A 25,000-nucleotide genomic window follows, 5' to 3' on the forward strand; every position below is an offset into this window, starting at 1 on the left:
ATGCCGCAGAACCGGTCATCCGTCCAGCGCCCCCACGACCTGCTGCGCCCGCTCGCCGGCCGCCGCGCCACCACCGGCGTCGGTGCCGACGACCCGGCCGTCCGGGACCACCTCGTCCACCAAGTGCCGGTGCTGCCCGGCGTCTTCCTCCTCGACCTGGTGCTGCGGACCGTGCAGCGGGCGGGAGTCGACCCCGGCCTCGTCGCCCTGCACCGCATTGTCTTCCACGCCCCCATCGTCGGCTCCGGCGACCGCAGCGCCGTCGAGGTCGTCCTCGGCGACGCGGACCCCGGACAGCCGCTGCCCGTCACCGTGCGCAGCCGCCCCGCCGGAAACCCCCATGCCGCGTGGGAGACCAACTGCACCGCCGAGATCCACCCCGCCGACGGCACACCGTGGCGGCGGATCGACCCGGCCGGCCTGGCGGCGTCGGCGACACGCACCGTCGACGTGGACAGGCTCTACGGCTACGTCCGAGCCCTCGACATCCACCACCGCGGCTTCATGCAGGCGTCCGGCACGGTGCACGTCGCCCCGGGACACGCGCTGGCGCGCATGCGGCTCGCGGACGAGGCGGCCGAGCACGTGGACCACTTCCACGCCCACCCGGCGGTACTCGACTTCGCCACGCTGGTGCCCATGCTGCTGTTCCCGGAGCAGGATCTGGGCACGCCCCGGCACGCCTACATCCCCCTCTACATCGAGTCGCTGCGGGCCCGTACCGGCGTGGGTGCCGACAATCTCGTCCACGTGCCGGGACCGGTCACCGGGGGGTTCGACAGCGAACTCTTCCAGGCCGACATAGAGATCTGCGGCACGGACGGCGAGGTCGTCGCCGAACTGGTCGGCTTCCGTGCCAAGCGGGTCCGGTCCGCCGCCCTCATCACGGACCGCACCCGGCCGCCCGCCGAACGGATCCCGGAGCCCCTGTCGGCCACCCCCGCACCGGTTCACGCCGGGGCGTTCGAGGAACGGGTCGCGGCACTCGTCGCACGGCGCCTCGGCGTCGAGCCCACCCGTGTCGACCGTGAACTCGGCTTCTACGAGTGCGGCCTGAGCTCGGTCGACCTGCTCAGCCTCGTCGGCGACCTGGAGGAGATGCTCGGAACCGACCTCTATCCCACGCTCCTCTTCGAACACCCCACGGTCAGGCGCCTCGCGGGCCACCTGCGGGCGGAGCACCCCGAAATCGATGAACTGGGCGCGGAAGAGCCGGAGATGGACAGTCTGTCGGCCGCCGGGGACCGGGAAGCGGACCAACCGCGAGTCACGGACCGGGAAGCGGTGGGCCGGTCGCTGGCCGGCACCCCGGCAGTCGGCCGGCCGTCGTCGCCCGCCGTGTCGCCCGTCTGCGCTGCCCGTCCGGCAGTCGGCACTCCCGAGGGCGAACCGCTGGCCGTCGTCGGCCTCGCCGGCCGCTACCCAGGTGCCCGGACCCCGGACGAACTGTGGGACGTACTCGGCAACGGCAAGGACCGGGGGACGCCCGTCCCGCCCGAACGCTGGGACCACGAACCGTACTTCGACCCGTCCCGCGGCACACCGGGACGCACGTACTCCCGCTGGGGCGTCTTCTGCGACGGCGTAGCGGAGTTCGACGCGCCCTTCTTCCACATCAGCGCCCGTCAGGCGGAACTGATGGACCCGCACGAACGGCTCCTGCTCCAGGCGGCGTGGGAGGCGATCGAGGACGCGGGACACACTCCGGACGGGCTCGCCGCCCAGACCGACCGGGCCGTGGGCGTCTTCGCCGGCGCCATGTGGAACGACTACCAACTGCACGGCCTGGAGCGGCTGCGCGCCGGGACCGCCGACGTCGCGGGCTCCTGGTCCTCCGCCCTGTCCAACCGGCTGTCGTACTTCTTCGACTTCGCCGGGCCCAGCATCACCGTGGACACCGCCTGCTCCGCGAGCCTGGCCGCCCTGCACCTCGCCGCCGACGCGATACGGCGCGGCGAGTGCCGCGCGGCGCTGGTCGGCGGGGTGAACCTGTCCCTGCACCCGTACAAATACCTGAGGCTGGCCGAGCTGGGGCTGCTGTCGCCCACCGGGCGCTGCCGTCCGTTCGGCAGGGATGCGGACGGCTATGTACCCGGCGAGGGCGTCGGCGCCCTGCTGCTGCGGCCGCTGTCCGACGCGCTGGCCTCCGGCGACCACGTCTACGGGCTGCTGCGCGGCTCGGCGCTGCTGCACAGTGGACGGACCGGCGGCTACTCCGTGCCGAGCCCCGAAGCCCAGGCACGGGTGGTCTCCGCCGCGCTCGCCGACGCCGGTGTCGCGCCGCGCACCATCGGTTACGTTGAGGCGCACGCCTCGGGCACCGCCCTCGGCGACCAGATCGAGGTCGAGGCCCTCACCTCGGTGTACGCGCGGCACACCAGCGACCTCGGGTACTGCGTGATCGGCTCCGCCAAGCCGGTCGTCGGCCACCTGGAGGCCGCGGCGGGCATGGTCGGCCTCACCAAGGCGCTGATGGCGCTGCGGCACCGCATCCTCCCGGCCGTCGGCGACATCGGCACGCCCGCCCCCGGCATCCACTGGGAGCGGACGCCATTCCGGCTGGCCGCCGCCCCCGAACCCTGGCCCGCCCCGGTCGACCCGGACACCGGGCGCCCGCTGCCCCGGCGGGCCGCCGTGAGCGCCTTCGGGGCGGGCGGCGCCAACGCCCACGTCGTCATCGAGGAGTTCGCCCCTGCGGACGCCCCCGAGCCGCCCGGGGCCGGTCGGCCCCTCGCGATCCCGCTGTCCGCGAGGACCGCCGATCGGCTGCGCGAGCAGGCCGGGCGGCTGGCGGAACACCTGCGGGCCCGGCCCGGACTGCGCCTGGCCGACGTGGCGCACACCCTGCGCGCCGGCCGCCGCGCCATGGAGCACCGCCTCGCCGTGGTGGCCGCCTCTACGTCCGAACTCGCCGACGCACTGCGGGCGTTCGCGGACGGCCGTCCGCCGGCCCACCCCGCCTACGCCGGTACGGAGACCGTTGGCACCAGCACGAGCGGCGCCGCCGAGGAGACCGAGGCCGCGCGGTTGTGGGCCGCCGGCGCCCCGTCCGACTGGCCCGCCCTCGACGCGGCGCGGCGGATCTCCCTGCCGACCTACCCCTTCGAGCGCCGGCGCTACTGGCTCGGCGACCCCGGGCCGGGGCAGCCGTCCCCGACCCGCGACCAGCCCCGAGCCGCGAGCCCGGACGGTCCCGCCACCCTGCTGTATGTCCCGGACACCTGCCCCCTGCCCCTGCCGGCCACCGCGGCCACGCCCGTCCAGGACGGCCCACTGCTGCTCCTGGACGCCGACACCTACCGCGTACGGGAGATACGCGCGCTGCACCCCGACGTGGTCCGCGTCCGGCCCGGCATGTCCTACCAGCGGGTGTCCGCCGACGAGTTCGAGATCGAGCCCGGCGACGCCGAGCACTACGTCCGGCTCGTCGAGACCCTCCGTGCGGAGAACCGCGCGCCGGGAGCCGTCCTCCACCTGTGGCCGCTGTCCGGGGACACCACTGGGGAGACGAGCACCGGCGGCGTTCTGTCCGCCCTGCTGCTGTGCCGCGCCCTCGCCGTCGGCCTGACCCGGCCGCTGCCCGTGGTGTACGGGTACGCCGCCCGCGGCCCGAGCCCGGCGCACGCGGCCGTGGGCGGCCTCGCCCGCAGCGTCCGGCTCGAACAGCCGAAGCTCCTGCTGAAGACGGTGTGGCACCAGGCGTCGGCCGTCGAGGCGCGGACACTGCTCGCGGAGGCGTACGCACCGGCCGACGCCTACGGCACCGAAGTCCGGCACACCGCCCAGGGCCGGCTCACGGAGGTGTTCGTCCCGGCCGGGCCGCCCTCCGCCTCCCACGCCCCGGTGCGCCTCGGCCGCCCCGGCGGTGTCTACCTGATCACCGGCGGGGCCGGCGGACTCGGCCTGCACACGGCCCGCCGCATCGCGGCGGCGGGTGACGTCTGCCTGGCCCTGCTGGGCCGCTCCCGGAGGAGCGCCCACACGGACAGCGCCGTCGCCGAACTCCAGGCCTTCGGCGCACGTGCCGCCTACTTCTGCGCCGACGTGACCGACTGGGCCGCACTGTCCGCCGCCGTACAGGAAGTGCGCGAACGGTTCGGACCACTGACCGGGGTCGTGCACGCCGCCGGAGTCCTGGAGGACTCACTGGTCGTCAACAAGAGCCGTCCGGGGGTCGAGCGGGTCCTCGCCCCGAAGCTCCCCGGCGTCACCGCCCTCGACGCCGTCACGAGCGGCGACCGGCTCGACTACCTGCTGCTGTACTCGTCGCTCGCAGCGGCGGCGGGCAGCACGGGCGGCGCCGACTACAGCGCGGCCAACCGTGCTCTGGACGCCTACGCGGCCTGGCGCGAGGAGCGGCGCAGGGCCGGTGAACGGCACGGCGTGACCGTCGCGGTCGACTGGCCGCTGTGGCGCGACGGCGGTATGCACATCGACCCCGCGCTCCAGGACCGCGTCCTCGCCCGCACCGGATCGGTCCCGCTTGACACCGTCACCGCCCTCGACACCCTCGACACCGCCCTCGGGCTCGGCGTCGAACGCGTCGTCGTCTTGCACGGCGACGCCGCCCGCATGAGGTCCGCGCTGGAAACACCGCGCGCCGACACGGCCGCCGATGCCGCCGCCGACGCGGGCGACGTCCCGGACCCGCGCGGAGCACTCGATGTCCACGTCGTCACGGCGCTCGCCACGGCCCTGCGCCGCGCCGGCAAGGAGGCGCAGCCGTCGTCCGTGCGGGACGCGGGATTCATGGCCCTCGGCCTGGACTCCGTGGAACTCGCCTCGTTCACCACGGAGTTGGGGTCCTGGCTCGGTGTCGACCTGCCGGCCACGACGCTGTTCCGGTACCCGGACACCGACCGCCTGGTGAACCACCTGCTCGACACCCGCCCCGACGCCGTACAGGCCGCGCTGCGCCGCGAGGCGGCCTCCGCGCACGACAAGGCCGCACCCACCGACGCACCGGCACAGCAGCCCGTGGCGCCGCGGCACCGAGCGGACACCGACGACCGTGACGGCGCACCGGGACCGGAACAGCCCGTCGCCGTCATCGGCATGGCGGGACGCTTCCCCGGCTCTGAGGACATCGCGGGATTCTGGGCCGACCTCGTCGGCGGGCGCGACCTGGTGACCGGCGTCCCCGCCGACCGGTGGGACCACCGCCTCTACCACGACCCGCACGGCGAGCGGCCGGACGCCACCGACTGCGGCCACGGCGGCTTCCTCACCGACATCAGCCGCTTCGACGCCGCCTTCTTCGGACTCACCCCCGCCGAGGCCGAGGGCCTGGACCCGCAGACCCGCCAGCTGATGGAGGTATTCCACCGGACCGCCGAGGACGCCGGCGTCGCCGGCCGGCTGCGCGGCTCGGCGACCGGCACCTTCGTAGGCCGCTGCTTCAGCGACTACGACCAGGCGATGACCGCCGCCGGACGGCGGATGGGCGCCCACGACGTGACCGGCACCTCCGTCACCATGGCCGCGAACCGGATCGCCCACCACTTCGACCTGGCCGGCCCCTCCCTCGTCGTCGACACGGCCTGCTCCTCGTCCCTGTACGCCCTGCACCTCGCGGTCGCCGCCGTGCGGCGCGGAGAGTGCGACATGGCGTTCGCCGCCGGGACCAACCTGATCCTCGACCCACAGCACTACGTGCGCAGCTCGGCGCTGGGAGCCCTGTCGCCGTCCGGGCGTTGCCACACCTTCGACGCCCGGGCCGACGGCTACGTCCCGGCCGAAGCCGTCGTCGCCGTCCTGGTCAAGCCCCTCGACCGGGCCCTCGCCGACGGCGACCCGATCCACGCCGTCGTCCGCGAGGTCGGCGTCAATCACGGTGGCCGCGCCGGGTCCGTCACCGCGCCCAGCCCCACCCGCCAGACCCAGCTGCTCCTGGACACCTGGGCACGCGCCGGGATCGAGCCCGACGACCTCGGCTACCTGGAGGCGCACGGCACCGGAACCGCCCTGGGCGACCCCATAGAGATCGAGGGCGCCGTCGAGGCGTTCCGCCGCCACACGGCACGGTCCGCCTTCTGCGCGGTCGGCTCCGCCAAGGCCCACCTCGGACACGCCGAAGGCGCCGCGGGCCTCGTCGGCGTCGTCAAGGCCGTACTCCAGATCCAGCACGGCGTCATCCCGGCCATGCCGGACTACCGGCAGCCCAACCCGCACTGCCGCTTCGACGACACCCCGCTCTACGTCAACACGCGTCCCGTCGACTGGCACACGCCGGACGGACGACCGCGCATCGCCGGGGTGAGCTCGTTCGGCTTCGGCGGGTCGTACGCGCACGCTGTCGTCGAACAGGCTCCGGTGCGCGATGCGGCCCCGGCCCCGCGCATGCCCCGGCTGTTCCCGTACTCGGCCCGCGACGGCGAGGCACTGCGCCGGCTCGTGCGCGGCCACCGCGACTTCCTCGCCGCCGCGCCCGACGCGCCGCTCGACCGGATGGCGGCGACCCTCCACCAGGGCCGGGAGGCCATGGCGCGCCGGGTCGTCCTCGTCGCCGACTCCCACGACGGACTGCTGGCTGCGATGGACGCGTACCTCGCGGACCCGGACGCCCCGGCCGGCGTGCACGTGGCGGCCACCGCCGACGACCCTGGCGAGCCGCTGCTGGAGGCGGCCCGGACCTGGGTGGCGGGCGACCCGCTGCCCGCCACGACCGCGCCGGACCCCGCGACGGCGCGCATCAGCCTGCCGACGTACCCCTTCGGCGGCGCGCGGTTCTGGTTCGCCGAGGCGGAAACCGAACGAGCGGCCCCCGGCGCCCTGCGTCCCGCCGCCCGGCAGCGCGCCGTACTGCCGGGAGCCGACGGGGGACGACCCGCCGGCATCCGCCGGCCCGCCGTCCCCGTGGACGGTCAGCCCGCCGTCCCGGCCGAGGTGCGCGACGTCCGGCGCCACATCCAGGGCAGCGGGTTCGACGGACGCCGTGCCGCCCGGGGGATGGAACGGCTCAACGACCTGATCAGGCGCTGGTGTGCGCATCTGCTCGCCGACGGCGGCACCCCGCCCACCGCGCAGCGCCTGCGCGCACTGCTCGCGGACGAGGAGGGGTACGGCCGTCTCGCCGACGCGCTGGCCGCGCTGATGGCGAAGACACCCTCCGCGTCCCGTACGACCACCCCGGACTTCACGGCCGAGGCGTCCGAACTGGCCGCTGAGCACCCCGAACTGGCCCCGTGGCTGAAACTCGTACGGGTCTGCCTGCCCCGACTGCCCGATATCCTGACCGGCAGGGCCGACGCGCTGGAGGTGTTCTTCTCCCCGGACCACCCCGACCTCCTGCTGGGCATCTACGACGGCAATACCGTGGCCGACCACCACAACGAGATCGTGGCCCGCCTGGTGGCCGGCCGGGTGCGTGCCCTGCGGGAGTCCCGCCCGGACCGGCCGGTACGCCTGACAGAGATCGGCGGCGGCACCGGCGGGACCACGCGCAGGCTGCTGGAGGCCGTCGCCGAGCACGGAGAGGCCGTCCAGTACCGGTTCACGGACGTCTCCCCGGCGTTCCTGCCCGCCGCCCGCGCCCGGTTCGCCGACACCCGGGTGGACTTCACCTGCGCGGTCCTCGACCTCGACCGGGACCCGGTGGAGCAGGGCTTCGAAGCGGGCAGCGCGGACATTGTCGTCGCCGCCAACTCCGTCCACGCCACCCGGCACCTGGGCGAGAGCCTTGGACGCATCCGGCGCCTGCTCGCGCCGTCCGGTGCGCTCGTACTCGAGGAGCTGGTGCGCAACCACGACTGCATGACGGCCATGATCGGGCCGTTGCCCGGCTACTGGTCGGCCGTGGACGTGGCGGCGCGGCTGCCGCACTCGCCGTTCTTCGACGTGCCGCGCTGGCGCGCGGCGCTGGCGGAGCAGGGCTTCGAGGGGACCTGGGCGCTCGGCGCGCCGGACCTGCCGGAAACGGAGTTCGACAACGCGGTGCTGTTCAGCCAGGTACCGGCGGCGGCCGTGACCGGCGGCGGCACGCGGGTCACGGGCCTGGCGGAGACCCGCCCGCGGCCGCCCGCCCAGACCCCTCCACAGCCGTCCCTCCCCACCCAGCCCGCCCCGCAGCCGTCCGCGCCGCTGGATTCACGGCCGTCGGACGCACGCCCGAGCCGGCCGCATACACCAAAACCCCAGCGGCAGGACCGGTCCGCCGCCCCGGAGCCCGTGACGGCCGACGCCGACGAGGTGCGCGAGCGCCTGGTTCCCGTCTTCGCGCGGTTCTTCGGACTGGCCGTGGAGCAGGTGGACACCACCGTCACCTTCGACCACTACGGCATGGACTCGCTGAGCGCCATCCAGCTGGTGCGCAGCCTGGAACCGGAGTTCGGCAGGCTGCCGAAGGTCCTGCTCTACGAGCACCCGACGATCGACTCGCTGGCGGCGCACCTCGCTCAGCACGCGCCGGTCGCTACACGGAAGCACGCTCCGGCGGTCCCGGCCGGTACCACGGTCACCGCGAGCGACACCGGCGCCCAGCCGCCGCGGCAGACCCCGGACGCGGTGCACGAGCCGGCCGCCGCGGCACCCGTGCCCCCTGAGTACACCCCGCGAGGGCACCCCGCCTCCGCGGCAGACGCCGACGAGGACGACCCGATCGCGATCGTGGGCATGGCGGGCCGCTTCGCACGCTCGCCCGACCTGCGCACCTGGTGGCGGCACCTGCGAGACGGGACGCACCTGGTGGGGGAGATCCCGCAGGACCGGTTCGACTGGCGTGAGGTCTTCGGCGACCCGCACCGCACACCGGGCACGGTCAACAGCCGCTGGGGCTCCTTCATCGAGGGCGTCGACCGTTTCGACGCCGACTTCTTCGGCATGACGCCGCTGGAGGCCGAGCTGATGGACCCCCAGCAGCGGATCATGCTGCAGACGGCCTGGCAGGCGGTGGAGGACGCCGGCCACCGACCCGCGTCCCTGCGCGGCACCCGCACGGGCGTCTTCATCGGCGCCACCTCCCGCGACTACGACTGGCAGCTGCACCGCGCCGGCCGCCACCGCGAGGGCCACGTCGTCAGCGGTAACGGCCACTGCCTCATCGCCAACCGCATCTCGTACCAACTGGACCTGCGCGGCCCGAGTGAGGCCGTCGACACGGCCTGCTCCAGCTCGCTGACGGCGCTGCACCGGGCGGTGCGCGCGGTCCGGTCCGGCGAGTGCGAGGCGGCGCTCGTCGGCGGGGTGCACCTGTTCCTCACCGCCGACCTGTTCGTCGCCCTCGGCCAGCTCGGCATCATGTCGCCCGACGGCCGCTGCGCCGCGTTCGACCGGCGGGCCAACGGCATGGTGCGCGGCGAGGGCGCGGTGGCGGTCTTGGTCAAGCCGCTGTCCCGGGCGCTCGCCGACGGCGACACCGTGTACGCGCTGGTGCGCGGCAGCGGGGTCTCGCACGGCGGCGGCGGACACATGGACTCCCTGATGATGCCCAACCCGACGGCCCAGGCGGACCTGATCGCCACCGTCTACCGCGACGCCGGGGTGGACCCGCGCACGGTCGGCTACGTGGAGGCGCACGGCACCGGCACCGAGGTCGGCGACCCGATCGAAGTACGCGGCCTGCGCAAGGCATTCGCCGCGCTCGACGGCAGGCCCGACGGCGAACCGGTCGACCCCTGGTGCCTGCTCGGCACGGTCAAGTCGAACGTGGGGCACACCGAGGCCGCCGCCGGACTGACCGGCGTCGTCAAGACGGTGCTGGCCATGCGGCACGGCATGCTGCCGCCCACGCTCCACTTCACCGAGGCCAACCCGCTCCTGGACCTGGACGGCAGCCCCTTCCGCGTCGTGGACCGGCTGACCCCCTGGCCGACGGGCGGCTCACCCCGGCGTGCGGGCGTCAGCGCCTTCGGCCTCGGCGGGACCAACGCGCACGTCCTGCTGGAGGACTACCCCGACACCCGGCCCGCAGCGCCGGGCACGCCCGGGGATCCGGTCGTCGTCCCGCTGTCCGCCCGTACTCCCGAGCGGCTGCGGGCCAGGCTGCGGGAACTGCACGGCTTCCTCACGCGGGACCCGGCCGAGCAGTCCGGACCGCTCGCGCTCACCGACATCGCCCACACCCTCGCCGAGGGACGGGACGCGATGGCCCACCGGGCGGCGTTCGTCGCCGCGACGACGGAGCAACTCGTCGTCGCGGTGCGGCGCCTGCTCGACGAGGAGCCCGGCCCGGACACGTTCACCGGCAGCGCCGAGCAGCGACCGGACGGCCGGGCCGCGGACGAGCGCGCCGACGCTCCGGACCCCGATCCCTACGGAGCGGCCCGGCGCTGGGTGTCGGGCACGGGGCGGTTGCCCGCCTGCCCGGGCCGCCGCGTGTCGCTGCCGGCCTACCCGTTCGAGCAACGGCGCCACTGGGCGGAACCCCTCGAACCCATGACGCCCGCCCCGGCCCCGGCGTCGGTCCCCGCCCCGGCGACGGCCCCCGGGACCGCGTTGCCGGAGCTGCTCCAGGCACTCAACGAAGGCCGCCTCTCGGTGGACGAAGCGGAACGGCTCATGGAAGGTGCGCAGTGATCTCCAGGCAGAACCGTCGGCACATCCTCGAGCGCGTCAAGGCGGGTGAGCTGACCGTCCCCGACGCGGTCGCTCTCATGGGCGCGGCGGCCCCGTCCGGCACGGCCGCGGTGGCGGGCGCGCACGAGGTGGTGGCCTTCACGTCCGGCTGGGAGCGTGTGGCGCCGACCGCGCACCGCCCCCCGGCGCAGGGACGCCCGCCACTGATCGTGCTGGACCCGTCCGCCGCCCGTCGGCCCGGCATCGTGACACCGGGGACCGGCAGGGTCGTCGAGGCCGTCGCGGGGCCCGTGCCCGCGTCGGACACCCGCGCCGTCTCGCTCGCCGACGACGCGTCGTGGGAACGGCTGTGGGCGGCACTGGCCGCCGCTGGAGATGTGCCCGACCGCATCGTCCTGGTCACGGCCGAAGGGCCCGAGCGCTGCCTGGACGTCGTGTACCCGGCACTGCGCACCCTGATCCGCGGCCGGGTCGGCGAGCGCCTGGCCATCGCCTGCCTCGCGGTGGGTGAGGACAGCGCCCAGGCCGCGGACGCGCTCGGCGGCTTCTGCTCGATCGCCGCCCAGGAGGACAGCCGGATCCGTCCGGTCGCCGTCTGCGCGGACGGCGCGGCCGACCACGTAGCGCTGGCCCTGGACGAACTGGCGGAACCCGTCGCGCCCCTGCACCAGGTGCGCCACGACGCAGGCGGCCGCTGGGTGCGGACCATGACGTCCCTCCCGCTGGCCCTCGCCGGGCCCCCCGCCGCCGGGGTCCACCTGCTGTCCGGCGGTGGCGGCGGCATCGCCCTGAGCCTCGCGGAGCGGCTCGCCCTGCCGTCCGGCGCCCGGATCGTCCTGCTCGGCCGCTCCGACGCGGGCGCCCGCGTGAGGGAGACCCTGCGCCGCGCCAACGGCACCGGCACGGAGCGGATCCGGTACGTACGCGGTGACCTGACCCGGCCCGACGACGTACGGCGTGCCGTCGCCGAGGCCCGTGCGGCGTTCGGCCCGGTCACCGGCGTGCTGCACCTGGCCGGGGTCAACGAGGACGCGTACATCGCCAACAAGGCACCCGGCGGCCACACGCGCGTGCTGGCGCCCAAGCTGGCCGGCGCCCGTAACCTGGACGAGGCGACACGGGACGAACCGCTGCGCCACTTCGTGCTGTTCTCCTCCCTCGCCGGGTACGCGGGCCATCCCGGACAGGCCGACTACGCCGCCGCGAGCCGTGCGCTGGGCGGCTTCGCGTCCCACCGCGCCGCCCTGGTGGAGGAAGGCCGCCGCAGCGGACGCACCGTGTCGGTCGGCTGGCCGCTGTGGGCCGACGGCGGCATGACCCTCAGCGACACCGACCGCCGGGCCGTCGAAGTGCTCCAGGGCATGGTCGAGATGCCGCCGGACACCGGCCTCGCCGTGATGACGGCGGCGCTGCGGTCCGAGGCGCGCGAGGTCGTCGTCGTCCACGGTCACCGCGGCCGCATCGAGGAGTTCGTACGGGCCCGCCTCACGGGCGAGGTGACGCCCGGCGCCCCCGCGGCGGGACGGCCGGCCGAACCTGCGGCGGCGCCGGAAGCGGCGGCCGAGGTGGCACGAGCCTTCCTGCTGGACCTGGTGTCGCGGCTGACCCGTATGGCGCCCGGCAGGCTCCGGTCCGACCAGGAGTTCTCCGCGCTCGGCATCGACTCGGTGATGGTCAAGCGCATCACGGCCGCCCTGGAGGACCGGCTGGGGCCCATGCCCGCGACGCTGCTGTTCGAGCACCGCACGGTCGACGACCTCACCGACCATCTGGTGGCCCACCACCGTCCGGCCCTCGCCGCGTTGGCCGGCACACCGGCCGCCCCGGCCGATACACCGACTCCCCCCGGCAGCGCCCCGGTTGCTGCGGCCGGTATACCCGCAGCACCCGCCGCCGAGCCCGCCGCCCCCTCCCTCGACGTGCGCCCCGCCGCGCGGGCCACGCCCCGGCCCGCCGCCCAACTGCCCGACGCCGACGCCGCGCCCGGCGACGCCGTCGCCGTCATCGGTGTGGCGGGCCGCTATCCCGGCGCGCGGGACGTGTCACAGCTGTGGCGGATGCTCGTGGAGGGCCGGGACGCGATCGGGGAGATCCCGCCGGACCGGTGGGACAAGGAGCGCTGGTTCGACCACGGTGAGCGCCGGCCGGGCACCAGCTACGGACGCTGGGGCGGCTTCCTCGACGACGTCGCCCGCTTCGACTCGCTGTTCTTCTCCGTGGCACCGCGCGAGGCCCGCCGCATGGACCCCGCCGAGCGGCTGTTCCTGGAGGTCGCCTGGTCGGCGCTGGAGGACGCCGGCTACACCCGCTCCCGGCTGCACCGCACCACCCGCACGGACGAGGGACACGCGGTGGGCGTCTTCGTGGGCGCCACGGGCCTGGCGTACGGCCTGGTCGGCGCCGAGGAGTGGGGCAAGGGCAATCCGGTCCCGGCCTACTCGATGGAGTTCTCCCTCGCCAACCGGCTCTCCTACTTCCTGGACGTCCACGGCCCGAGCCTCACCGTCGACACCGCCTGTTCCGCCTCCCTCACCGCCCTGCACCTGGCCTGCGAGAGTCTGCGGCGCGGCGAGTGCCGGACGGCCCTCGTGGGCGGCGCCTACCTCAACCTCCACCCGATGAAGTACGCCATGCTCGCCGAGCAGCGCATGATGTCCCCCGACGGGGTCTGCCGGGCGTTCGGCGAGGGCGGCAACGGGTTCGTCCCCGGTGAGGGAGTGGGCGCGGTGGTGCTCAAGCCGCTGGCCGCCGCCCGCGCCGACGGCGACCGGATCGACGGCGTCATCCGCGCCAGCGCCATCAGCCACGGCGGCCACACCAACGGCTACACCGTGCCCTCACCGCGCGCCCACGCCTCCGTGATCGGCTCGGCACTGCGCCGCTCCGGACTGGACCCGGCGGGCATCGGCTACGTGGAGGCGCACGGCACCGGCACGGAACTCGGCGACCCCATCGAGATCGCCGGCCTGGCCCGGGTGTTCGGCCGGTCCATCGAGGAGCGCCAGTACTGCGCGCTCGGCTCGGTGAAACCCAACATCGGCCACGCGGAGGCCGCGGCGGGCATCGCGGGACTCACCAAGATCCTCCTCCAGCTGCGACACCGCACGCTCGCGCCGACCCTGCACAGCGACCCGCCCAACCCGAAGATCGACTTCGCCGGGACGCCGTTCCGCCTCCAGCGCACCGCCGAACCGTGGCACCCCCGGCCGGGGCACGACGTGCGCCGGGCCGCCCTCAGCTCGTTCGGCGCGGGGGGCGCCAACGCGCACGCCGTGATCGAGGAACACCTGGACGCCGTGCGCACCGACGACCGTCCGGCCGACGGCGGGGACCACCTGGTGGTCCTGTCCGCCCGCACACCGGACCGCCTGAAGGCCGCCGCCGACCGGCTGGCCCGCTTCCTCACCGGCCCGGACGCCACCGGACTGCGCCTGGACGACATCGCCCACACGCTCCAGACCGGGCGTGAAGCCTTCGAACACCGCGTCGCGTTCGTCGTGCCGACCCGCGCACACCTGGCGGAGGCTCTCTCGAGATATGTGACGACCGGCGCCGCCGACGCGGCCGGCCGCGTCGCACCCGAGGCGCCCCGGCGCGAGACGGCCGACACGCGCGGCCTGTTCGCCGGGCGCCGCTGGCACGAAGTCGCCGCGCGCTGGGTCGCGGGGGAGGAGTTCGACTGGCCGGAGGCCGCCGAGCGGCGCGACCGGCACGGCCGGGCGCCCCACGCCGTGCCTCTGCCCACCTATCCGTTCGCCGGTCCCGTGCACTGGCCCGAGACCGTGCACCCGGCGGTGGCCACGGCCCCCGGCCGGACCCCGGTACCCGCGGTGGCCGACCGGGCGCCGCTCGCCGAGATGGCTGTCGCGGCGGACGGGGCGGCCGAGTTCGCGGCCACGCTCACCCCCGATCACCCGTGGGTGGCCGATCACCTCGTCGACGCCCGGCCCGTCCTCGCAGGTGTCGCCCACCTGGCGCTGGCCCGCGCGGCGGCGGAACGAGCGGCGGGACGGCCGATCACCGAACTGAGCGAGGTGCGCTGGCGCACCGCCCTCGTCGTGAACACCGACGAGCAGCCCGTCGTACGCGTCCTGCCCGCCGCCGGGGACGGAGCCGTCCGCGTCGAGACCTGCACCGGCACCGGCGAACGGCGCACCGTACACGCCACGGTCACGGCATGGACCCGGGCGCCCCACTCCGACGACCCACCCCCCGCGCCGGCGCCGCTGGACATCACGGCCGTGCGGCTCCGCTGCCCCCGGGAGGTGAGCCACGAGGCGTTCTACGACCGGGCCCGCGCCACCGGCCTCGACTACGGGCCGTCGTACCGCAGGGTGGAGCGCCTGTGGTGCGGCGAAGGGGAGGCCCTGGCCGAACTGGTGGAACCCGCCGAACCGGCCGGACCGGCCGAGCGGGCGGGACTGTCCGCGCCGTTGCCCAGCCGCGCCCACGGCGGCATCACAGATCCCGGCGTCACCGATGCCGCCCTGCACGCCGTGCACGGGGCCGTGCCCGCGTGGCAGGAACCGGCGACGCTGCCCGCCGCCGTCGAACGGGTCCGCGTGCACAGCGCGGACGGAGCCGTCCGCCACGCCCACGCCCGTCTGGTGGCCGCCGACCCCGCACGCGGGACCGTCAAGTGCGACGTGCTGTTGACGGACGCCTCGGGCCGGGCCCTCGTGGAGTTCACCGGGCTGACCGTGGTGCGGGCTCCCGGCTCCTTTGACGTCTCCCACCTGGTGCCCGTGTGGCGCGTGGCACCCCGCCTCGACGCCCCGACCGCCCCGCACGCCTTGGCCGACCAGGACCCCGGACCCGCCCTGGTGCTCACGGCCGGGCACGACGCCGGACTCACCGCCGAGCTGGTCCGCCACCACGGCGGCGCGAGCGAGGCGGTCGAACTGACGGCGCTGCGCGACCGTGACGACCACGTGGCGCTGCTCCGGGCGCACCCGGGTGTCCGCACGCTCTACTTCGCCGGCGGCGTCGATACCCGCCGTCACTCCTCCACCGACCTGGCCCACCTGGAACAAACCCAGCGGCACGGCTGCCTCGCCCTGTTCCACCTGGCGCAGGCGCTGGCAGCCCAGCGCCCGCGCGGCCTCCGCCTCGTCGTCCTGACCAGCGACAGCCAGCAGCCCCTGCCCGGCGGCCCGGTCGACAACCCGTTCGCGGGATCCCTGCACGGCATGGCGCGCACGCTCTCGCGCGAACTGCCGTTCCTCGACGTGGTCTGCCTGGACCTCGCGGGCACCGACCTCGAACGATGCCGCGCCTTCGAGGACTGGCAGTCCCTCGTGCCTGCCGTCGCCGCCGAGCCGGCCGCCGCGCCCTTCACGGAGGTTGCGCTGCGCGAGGGTGTCCGTCTCGTCAAGCGGCTCGCCCCGGCCGAACTGCCCGCCCCCGCGGACCACCGGCTGCCCCTGCGACGCGGCGGCCGCTACCTCGTCGTCGGCGGTCTCGGCGGCCTCGGACGGGTCGTCAGCGAGCACCTGCTGAGCGAGTGGGACGCCCGGCTGCTGGTGATGGGACGCAGGCCCGAACGGCACCTGGCGGACGGCGCGCTCGCGCGGCTGCGGGCGCACGGCGGGCAGGTCGAGTACCTTCCGGGCGACGTCACCGACCCCGCCGCCGCGCGGGCCGCCGTCCGCCTGATGCACGAGCGGTACGGCGGTGTCGACGGAGCCGTGCACACGGCGTTCGTCCTCGCCGACCGGACCATCGCCCAGGCCGACGACGACGTCTTCCACGCCGCCTTCGCGCCCAAGACACGCGGGACCGTCGCCCTCGCCGACGCGCTCACCGCCGAACCGCTCGACTTCTTCGCCCTCTTCTCCTCGGCCATCACCCACACCGGCAACCCCGGCCAGTCCAACTACGCGTCCGGTTCGACGTTCATGAGCTCCTACGGCGCCCACCTGGCCACCCGGCTGCGATGGCCCGTGGCCGTGGTCGACTGGGGCTTCTGGGGCGACGAAGGCGCCGTCGCCACCCCCGAACACCGCGAACGGCTCGCCCGCTGGGGCGTGCAGCCACTGACCGCCGCCGAGGGACTGCACGCCTTCCGCCAGGTCCTCGCCTCCGGCCTCACCCAGGTCGCACCACTGCGCGCGGATCTCGCGGAACTGGGGCGGGTGACACCCCTGGAGCCCGGCACGCGCCGCTGGCGACCGGCCGTCGACACCCCCCTTCCCGCACTCGCCGCCCAGGACGAAACCGGCCGGGACGTCCTCGCCGCGCCCGCCGCGGCCGTCCTGGCCGCGCAGCACGCCGACGGCGAACCCTACGCGCGGGACTACCTGGACGCCGTGGACGCATACGCGCGCCTTGCCCTGCTGGAAGCCCTGAGCGGGGTCACCGACTGCCTGACACCCGGCGCGCATGTCACCCGCGCAGAGCTGCTGCGGAGTCTCGCGGTCCACGACGAGCGGCTGCCGCTGTTCGACGCGCTGCTCGCGTCCCTGGAATCGGCCGGTCACGTACGGTCCGAGCGGGGCCGGCTCACCGCACCGGCTGCGGCCGACGCGGACCGGCGGCACCGACTCAGGCACGAACTCACCGGCCGCTTCGGCCACGTGGCGCCCACGCTGGACCTCCTGGACGACTGCGCCGCCGCGTTACCCGACGTCCTCGCCCGCCGGCGGCGCGGCCTGGACGTCCTCTTCCCCGGTGGCTCCGACCGGCGCATGGCCGCCCTGTACGCGGACGACCCCCGCACCCGGCACTTCAACCGCCTCACCGCCGCCGCCGTACGGGCGGCGGTCGCCGACGCCGTCGCGGCCGACCCGGCCCGGCGGGTACGCATCCTGGAGATCGGCGCCGGCACCGGCGCCACCACCCGCGCCGTGCTCGACGCGATCGACGACCACCGGGCCTCGGTCACCTACGACGTCACTGACATCTCGCCCTCCCTGGTCGCCGGAACCCGCCGGCGGCTGGCCGAGGGCCGGCCCCACACCGACTTCCGCGTCCTGGACATCGCGGACGACCCGGCCACGCAGGGTTTCGACGGCGACCTGTACGACATCGTCGTCGCCACCAACGTCCTGCACGCGACCCCGGACATGCGGGGGACCCTGCGCAACGTCGCCGAGCTCACCGCGACCGGCGGCCTGCTGGCTGTCAACGAGGCCACCCGCGTCCTCGACGCGGTCACCCCGGTCTTCGGCCTCACCGACGGGTGGTGGCTCGCGGAGGACGCCGGACTGAGGCTCCCGCACGGGCCGCTGCTCGCCCCGCTCACCTGGCAGGCGCTCCTGGCGGAGGCCGGGTTCGACCGCAGCAGGCGCTTCGGCGTGCAGGGCTGGACGGACCACCAGGCGGGACAGCACCTCTTCGTCGCGGAACGCGGGCCCTGGCGTACGCCGCCACTTGCCGCCCCCCTGCCCGGGCAGCGCCGGGATCCTGCCGCCCGACTCGTGCCACCGGCCGGACCGCAGGCCCGTCCGTCGTCCCCGAACGGTTCCGAGGACCGGCTCCTGGCGGGCACGACGGAGCATCTGCGGAACCTGTTCGCGGACCTGCTCCGCCTGCCGCCGGAGGAGATGGACCCGGCCGTGCCCCTGGCGTCCCTCGGCACGGACTCACTGACGGTGATGGAGGCCGTCGAGCGCCTGGAACGCGACATCGGCCCGGTGCCGCAGGAACTGCTGGTGACCGGCGAGTCCCTCCGCTCGGTGGCCGCGGCCCTGGTGAGCGCGAAGGGGACGGAACTGGCGACGCTGACAGCAGTCGCCGCCGTGCCGGCCGACGACACGGACACGGCCGACCCGCGGGCCGCCGACCCGCGGACCGGCGACCCGCGGACCGGCGACTGTCCCACCGCCGACCTGCCGTCTCCGACCGCTCCGGAGGCCGACTCCTCGTCGCGGGCGCCGGAAGAAGCCGCACCGCACGACACCACCACGGCCCTGCCCGCTCCCGAGCCCATCGCCGTCGTCGGGATCGCCGGCCGGTACCCGGGTGCCGCGGACGTCGACACGCTCTGGGAGCACCTGCTTGCCGGACGCAGCCTCATCACCCCGGTGCCGCCCGGGCGATGGAGCGACGGGGAGAACGGCGACGGGCGTTCCTGGGGCGGTTTCCTCGACGACGTGGACCGCTTCGACCCCCTCATGTTCCGTATCTCGCCGCGCGAGGCGGAGCGCATGGACCCGGCCGAACGCCTCTTCCTGGAGACGGTCTGGGAGGCGCTGGAGGACGCGGCGCTGCCCCCGTCCCGCCTGCGCGCCCGAGCCGAGGGCAACGGCGGCAGGACCGGCGTCTTCGTCGGCCTCATGCACCACCAGTACGCGCTGCTCGCCGCCGAGGAGCGCGGACGCGGGAACGCCGTACAGGCCCTGTCCTCGGGCTGGTCCGTCGCCAACCGCGTGTCGCACACCTTCGGCCTGACCGGCCCGAGCATGGCCGTGGACACGGCGTGCTCCTCCGCGCTCACCGCGGTCCACCTCGCCGTGCGGAGCCTGCGCGAGGGCGAGTGCGGCACGGCGATCGCCGGCGGAGTGAACATCATCCTCCACCCCAGCCACCACGCCGACCTGGCCGCCGCGCGGATGCTGTCCCCGCACGGCACGCCACGGGTCTTCGACACCGCCGCCGACGGCATCGTCACCGGCGAGGGCGTCGGAGCGCTCGTCCTGAAACGGCTCTCGGACGCGATGCGCGACGGCGACCGCGTGCACGCGTGCATCCGCGGCTCGGCCGTCAACGCCGACGGCCCGACCGAGGCGTACGCCGTGCCCCGCGCCGGGGCGCAGATCGACCTCATCGCCCAGGCCCTGGAGGCGTCCGGAGCCGATGCGCGCAGCGTGCAGTACGTGGAGGCGCAGGCCACCGGCTCACCGGTCGGCGACCCGGTCGAACTGGCCGCCATACGCGAGGCGTACGGCGTCCGGGGCGAGGGTGACCGGCTGCGGATCGGATCGGTGAAGCCGAACACCGGACACCTCGAAGCCGCTTCCGGCGTAGTCCAGTTGACCAAGCTGATCCTCCAACTGCGGCACCGCACCTTCGCGCCCACCCTCGGCACCGACGGACCGCCGACCGCGGACTGCTTCCTGGTGCCGCGCGAGCCCGTCGCCTGGCCCGAGCAGCCGACCGGGGAACCCCGGCGGGCCGCCGTCAGCTCCTTCGGCGCGGGCGGCGCCAACGCTCACGTCGTCATAGAGGAGGCCCCGCAGCCGGACCGGTCCGAGGACACCACCGACGGCCGCCGGCGCTCCCGGCCGCTCCTGCTGCTCCTGTCGGCCCGCCGGCCGGACGCCCTGCGCACGTACGCCCGGCGCCTCGCCGCGTTCCTCGCCGGTCCCGGAGCCGCGCTGAGCCCGGTGGACGTCACCCACACCCTGCGGGTCGGACGCGAACCGCTGGCTGCCCGTCTCGCAGCCGTCGTCCACGACCTCGCCGACATCGTCTCGGTACTCACCGCGTACGCGGAGGACCGGCCCCACGACCGGCTGGTGACCGGCCCCCGGGGCGAGGCGCCCGACCGGCACGGCCTGCCGTCCCCTGACGCCGAGATCCTGGCACAGGCCCGGCGCTGGACGGACGGCGAACCCCCGGAGGCCCTCGCCGCACCCGATCCCGGCGCCCGGATCGTCTCCCTGCCGCACTACCCCTTCGCCGACGGCCGCTACTGGCTCCGGACGGCCCCCGCCGCCGACCGGAGCACCACGGGTCCGGTCCCGGCGGGGCCGGTGCCGACAGGTCGCGTACCCGTAGACCGGGTTCCGGCCCGCCCGGCCCTTGCAGATCCGGTTGCGGCAGCTCCCGCCCCCTCGCACCGCACCGCCGACGCCATCGAGCCCATTCCGCCCGCCACCGGTCCCAGCCCTTCCCAGGAGCCCTCTGTGACCCTCACGCACCCGACCGCCGACAGCGCGGGCGGCACACCGTCCGTCCACGCGATGCGGCACGTCGTCACCGAGGCCATCTGCGCCCTGGTGGGAGTGACGCCGCAGGACATTGACCCCGGTGACCACCTCAGCGACTTCGGGCTGGACTCGGTGACCATGGTGCAGCTCGCAGACCGCCTCTCGCGGACGACCGGCGTCGGCCTCACCCCCGACGTCCTGTACGGCTGCCGGGACATGGCGGCCGTGGTCGACCACCTCGTCGCCGCCACGGCCCAGGAACCCGCCCGCGCCCCCGTACCCGCCCCGTCCGCCGACGAGCCGCCGGCCCCCGGGCCGCTGGAGGCAGACGCACCCGCCGTACCCCCGGCCGGGCCCCCGCCCCCGGCGACCACCGCTGCCGCGGCGACGACCGCCTCCCCGGCGGTCACGACTGCCCCGGCAACCATCTCGATCGCGGCCGTGCCCTCCCACGACCGTGCCGCCGAACCCGTCGCCGTCGTCGGCATGTCCGGGTCGTTCCCCGGATCGCCGGACCTGGAGAGCTTCTGGAACAACCTGATCCAGGGCCGCGACCTGATCTGCGAGGCACCGCCCGAGCGCTTCGCCACCGCGGCGGGCACGACTCCCGTGCGCGGCGGATTCCTCGACGGTGTGGACCGCTTCGACGCCGGGTTCTTCCAGATCACTCCGCGCGAGGCGCGCGTCATGGACCCGCAGGCCCGGCTCTTCCTGCAAACCGTGTGGGCGGCCGTCGAGGAGGCGGGCCACGACCCCGCCGACCTCGCCGGCAGCGCCTGCGGCCTGTTCGTGGGCGTGGCCTCCTCCGAGTACGGCGAGCTGGCCCGCGAACGCGGTGTGGACGTCGACGGCCAGCTGATGACGGGCAACGACCACAGCGTCCTGGCCAACCGGGTCTCCTTCCTGCTCGACCTGCGCGGACCCAGCGAACCCGTGGACACCGCCTGCTCCAGCTCCCTCGTCGCCGTGCACCGGGCCGTCCGCGCCATCCAGACGGGCGAGTGCGACCTGGCCGTCGCCGGCGGCGTCAACGTCATCGTGGCGCCGACCGCGTTCGAGGCGTTCGGACGGTCCGGGATGCTGGCGCCCGACGGCCGCTGCAAGTCCTTCGATCACCGCGCCGACGGATACGTGCGCGGCGAAGGAGTCGGCGCCGTCCTGCTCAAGCCGCTGAGCAAGGCACTCGCGGACGGCGACCACGTGCACGGCGTCATCGCGGGCTCCGCGACGAACCACGGCGGACGCGCCACCTCGCTCACCGCCCCCAACCCGGCCGCGCAGGCCGAGGTGATCTCCCTGGCCCAGCAGCGTGCCGGGGCGCGACCCGAGACCATCGGCTACGTGGAGGCGCACGGCACGGGCACGGCCCTGGGCGACCCCATCGAGGTGACCGGCCTGCGCACGGCCTTCGAACGGCGTGGAGCGGGCGGCACGGTGCCGGTTCCGAGGCAGTTCTGCGGGCTCGGCAGTGTGAAGACCAACGTCGGCCACCTGGAGACGGCCGCCGGTATGGCGGGCCTGTTCAAGGTGCTGCTGTCCCTGCGGCACGGCATGCTGCCGCCGACCCTGCACGTGGAACGCGTGAACCCGCTGATCAAGCTCGCGGACTCGCCGTTCCACCTCGTCACCTCCGCCCGCCCTTGGACGCCGTTCACGGACGCCGGCAGCGGCGCGCCCCTGCCCCGGCGTGCCGGTGTCAGCTCCTTCGGCTTCGGAGGCATGAACGCCCACCTGGTGGTCGAAGAGGCCCCCGCGCCCGCCACCCCCCGCCCGTCCGCCCCGGCGCCGGACGGCGACCGGCTGTTCGTGCTCAGCGCCCGCGACGACGAACGCCTGCGGGCCGTGGCCCGCCGTCTCCTCGAACGCCTGGAGCGCTGGGAACGCGACGGACGACTGCATGCCGTGTCACCGGACGACGTGGCCTACACGCTCCAGGTGGGACGCCGGCCGTTCACCGCGCGGCTCGCGGTCGCGGCCCCGGACCTCGCCCACCTCGCCGACGCCCTGCGGACCCACCTCGACGGCGGCGACGACCCGCGCCTGACGACGAGCCGTGACACGGGTCCCCGATCCGGCGACGCCGACGACCTGAGCGACGCCGTACGCAGGGCCGCGGGCGGGGACTTCGGCAGGCTCGCGACACTGTGGGCGGCGGGTGCCGACGTGGACTGGCGGTCCCTGCACACAACGCAGAACCGCACCAGGGTCTCCCTGCCGACCTACCCGTTCGCCCCCGAACAGCACTGGCTCCCGGCGGCCACCACATCCGGGACGGTGCCTCGTGCCACCGCGCAGACGCCCGTACGCCAAGCCACCACACCCGCCCCCCGAGCTGCCGCGGCGCCCCCCGCGCCTCCCGCCCCGACCACCCCCGAACCGGCGCCCACCTCGGCACCCCGACCGGCCCGCACCTCCGCGAACACTCCGGCACCGCAACCCCTCCCCGCGCCCCCCGCCGCCCCCGCGGCCCCCGCGGCCCCCGCGGCTCCCGCCGCCCCCTCACTGCCCGACCGGCTCGCCACCCTCCGACAGCACGTCCGAGAGGCCGTGGCGGACGGCATCGGCATCGCGCCCGACGCCGTCGACCCGGCACGGGACTTCGCGAGCTACGGCGTCGACTCCATCGGCGCCATGCGGATCATGCGAACCGTCCAAGACCGCTACGGCGACCACATCCCGATGGCGGCGATCCTCGAATACCCCAGCGTCGACCGCCTCGTCGTCCACCTCGACGAGAGCTACGTGCTGCCCGACGCCGTACCGGAGACCCTCGACAGTGCGGACCCCGGCCCCGCCCTCAAGACGGAGCGGCCCCTGCCCGCCGCACGCGCAACGGTCGCGGCGCCGCGGCTCGTGCCCCTCGCCGAGGGCCGCGCCGGAGACCCGGTCTACTGCCTCTTCGGCGACACCGGCGAACTCACCTGGGTGATGCACCTGTGCCGGCACCTCGCCGAGCACGGCCCGGTCACCGGCGTGGAGGCACCCGGCTTCCCGGACGGCGCGGCCCCGGCCGCCGACATCATCCTCCTCGCCCGGGCCTGCGCCGACGCGATCGGCGCGGCCCACCCCGGCGCCTCCTGCCGGATCGCCGGGTACGGAGTCGCGGGCCTGGTCGCCGTCGAGACCGCCCGAATCCTGCAGGACCGCGGCCTGCACATCACCGAGCTGCTCCTCGTCCAGCCCCCCGGGCCGGGGGAGGAGCCGCTCGCCGAGACCGAGACCGAGTCGCTGGCGGCGGTGGCTGCGCCCCTCGCCGGCGTCTGGGGAGCCGACCGGCCGCTCGCGGGCGACGCGGACCTCGCCGGACTCGCACCGCACGCCGCGCTGGACCGAGTGACCGCCGCCCTCGCCCCGTCCGCGCCGATGGGCGCTGACGCGCTCCGGGGCCGGCTGGAGCGCGCCGCCGCCTGGAGGTCCGCCTTGGTCGCCGCCGCGGCCGTGCACCCCGCGCGCCCCCTCGGCGGACTGGAGCGGACCGTGGTCGTGCGGGCCGTACCGGCAGGGGGAGGCGACGGCGAGTACCACCGCTGGATCGCGCCACCGCCCGACCTGGTGGACCTCGACGTCGAGCCGTGGCTCCTCGTCTCCGCCGGGAACGCGGCACGCGTGTGCTCGCCACCCGCCGTACCGGAACCGGCCGCGCCCTGGCGGCAGGAGGTCTCGCCGGTCGTCGCGATCAACCGGCACGGGGACAACCGGCGGTCCGTGTGGGCGCACAACCTGTACGGCGAGGTGAGCTACGCGATCTACCTCTCCCGCCACCTGGGGCTGCACAACCCCGTCATCGGCCTGGAACAGATCGGCGCGGCAGCCGCGGACCGCATGCCCCGCAGGTACGACTCCGTGGAGGAGATGGCCGCCCACTACGTCGGCGAACTGCGCGACCGCTTCCCCGGCGAGCCCTACCTCCTGGGCGGCTGTTCCTTCGGCGGGGTGCTCGCCTACGAGATGACCCGGCAGCTGCAACTGGCCGGAGAGGAAGTCACGCATCTGATCGCCATCGACCCGATCATGCCCGGCACCGACGCCTGGGACAGCGTGGACTGGGGCACCGTCACCGAGGTCGAGGCGGAGGCCTTCTCCCTGGTGATGCTCGGCAACGCGATGTGCCAGCGCTGGGGCGTCAGCGAGCAGATCGGCCTCGCCTCGCTCACCGGCCTGGACCTGCCCACCCAGCTCAACCTGGTCGCCGGCCACATCCGCGACCGCTCGGCCGCCCGGCCCGACCGGGAGATGATCAAGCAGCAGATCATGGTCCGGCACGAACTGATGCTGCACAACGGCGACCTGCTCCAGGCCTACCGGCCGGCCCCGCTGCGCACCACAGTCCCTACCACCCTCTTCCATGCCACTCAGGGCTTCCTGGCCCCGGGCAACAGCAACGACCTGCCGCCGGTGCCGCGCACCAGCGACGACAAGTCCAACGGGCTCGCCGAGTTCGTCGGCCCGCGCATCACCGTCCACGAGATGAACGCCGACCACCACACCATCGCCCACGACGAGAACCTCGCCCGCATCGCCCGGATGCTGTCCCCGGTGCTGGCCTCCCGGAACTTCCCGACCAGCCTGTTCCCGGCCTCGCTCAACCCGGCCGGCCCCGACGGCACCAGGTGAGG

General features: G+C 75.1%; 2 protein-coding genes. Both read left to right on the forward strand.

Annotation, left to right across the window (positions count from 1 at the left end):
• Positions 1 to 10,512, forward strand: coding sequence for an SDR family NAD(P)-dependent oxidoreductase (locus tag AC07DA_RS22740; protein WP_479129990.1), 10,512 nt, complete (start codon positions 1 to 3; stop codon positions 10,510 to 10,512).
• On the forward strand, positions 10,509 to 24,998 hold the full coding sequence (locus AC07DA_RS22745; protein ID WP_479129991.1) for an SDR family NAD(P)-dependent oxidoreductase: 14,490 nt from the start codon (positions 10,509 to 10,511) through the stop codon (positions 24,996 to 24,998). The genes AC07DA_RS22740 and AC07DA_RS22745 overlap by 4 nt, the downstream gene beginning before the upstream one ends.
• The last annotated feature ends 2 nt before the right edge of the window (positions 24,999 to 25,000 follow it).

It is taken from the genome of Streptomyces sp. NPDC044921 (genome assembly GCF_056432865.1).

Coding starts and splice junctions, on each gene's coding strand:
- AC07DA_RS22740 (WP_479129990.1), top strand. CDS start 1: ATGCCGCAGAACCGGTCATCCGTCCAGCGCCCCCACGACCTGCTGCGC.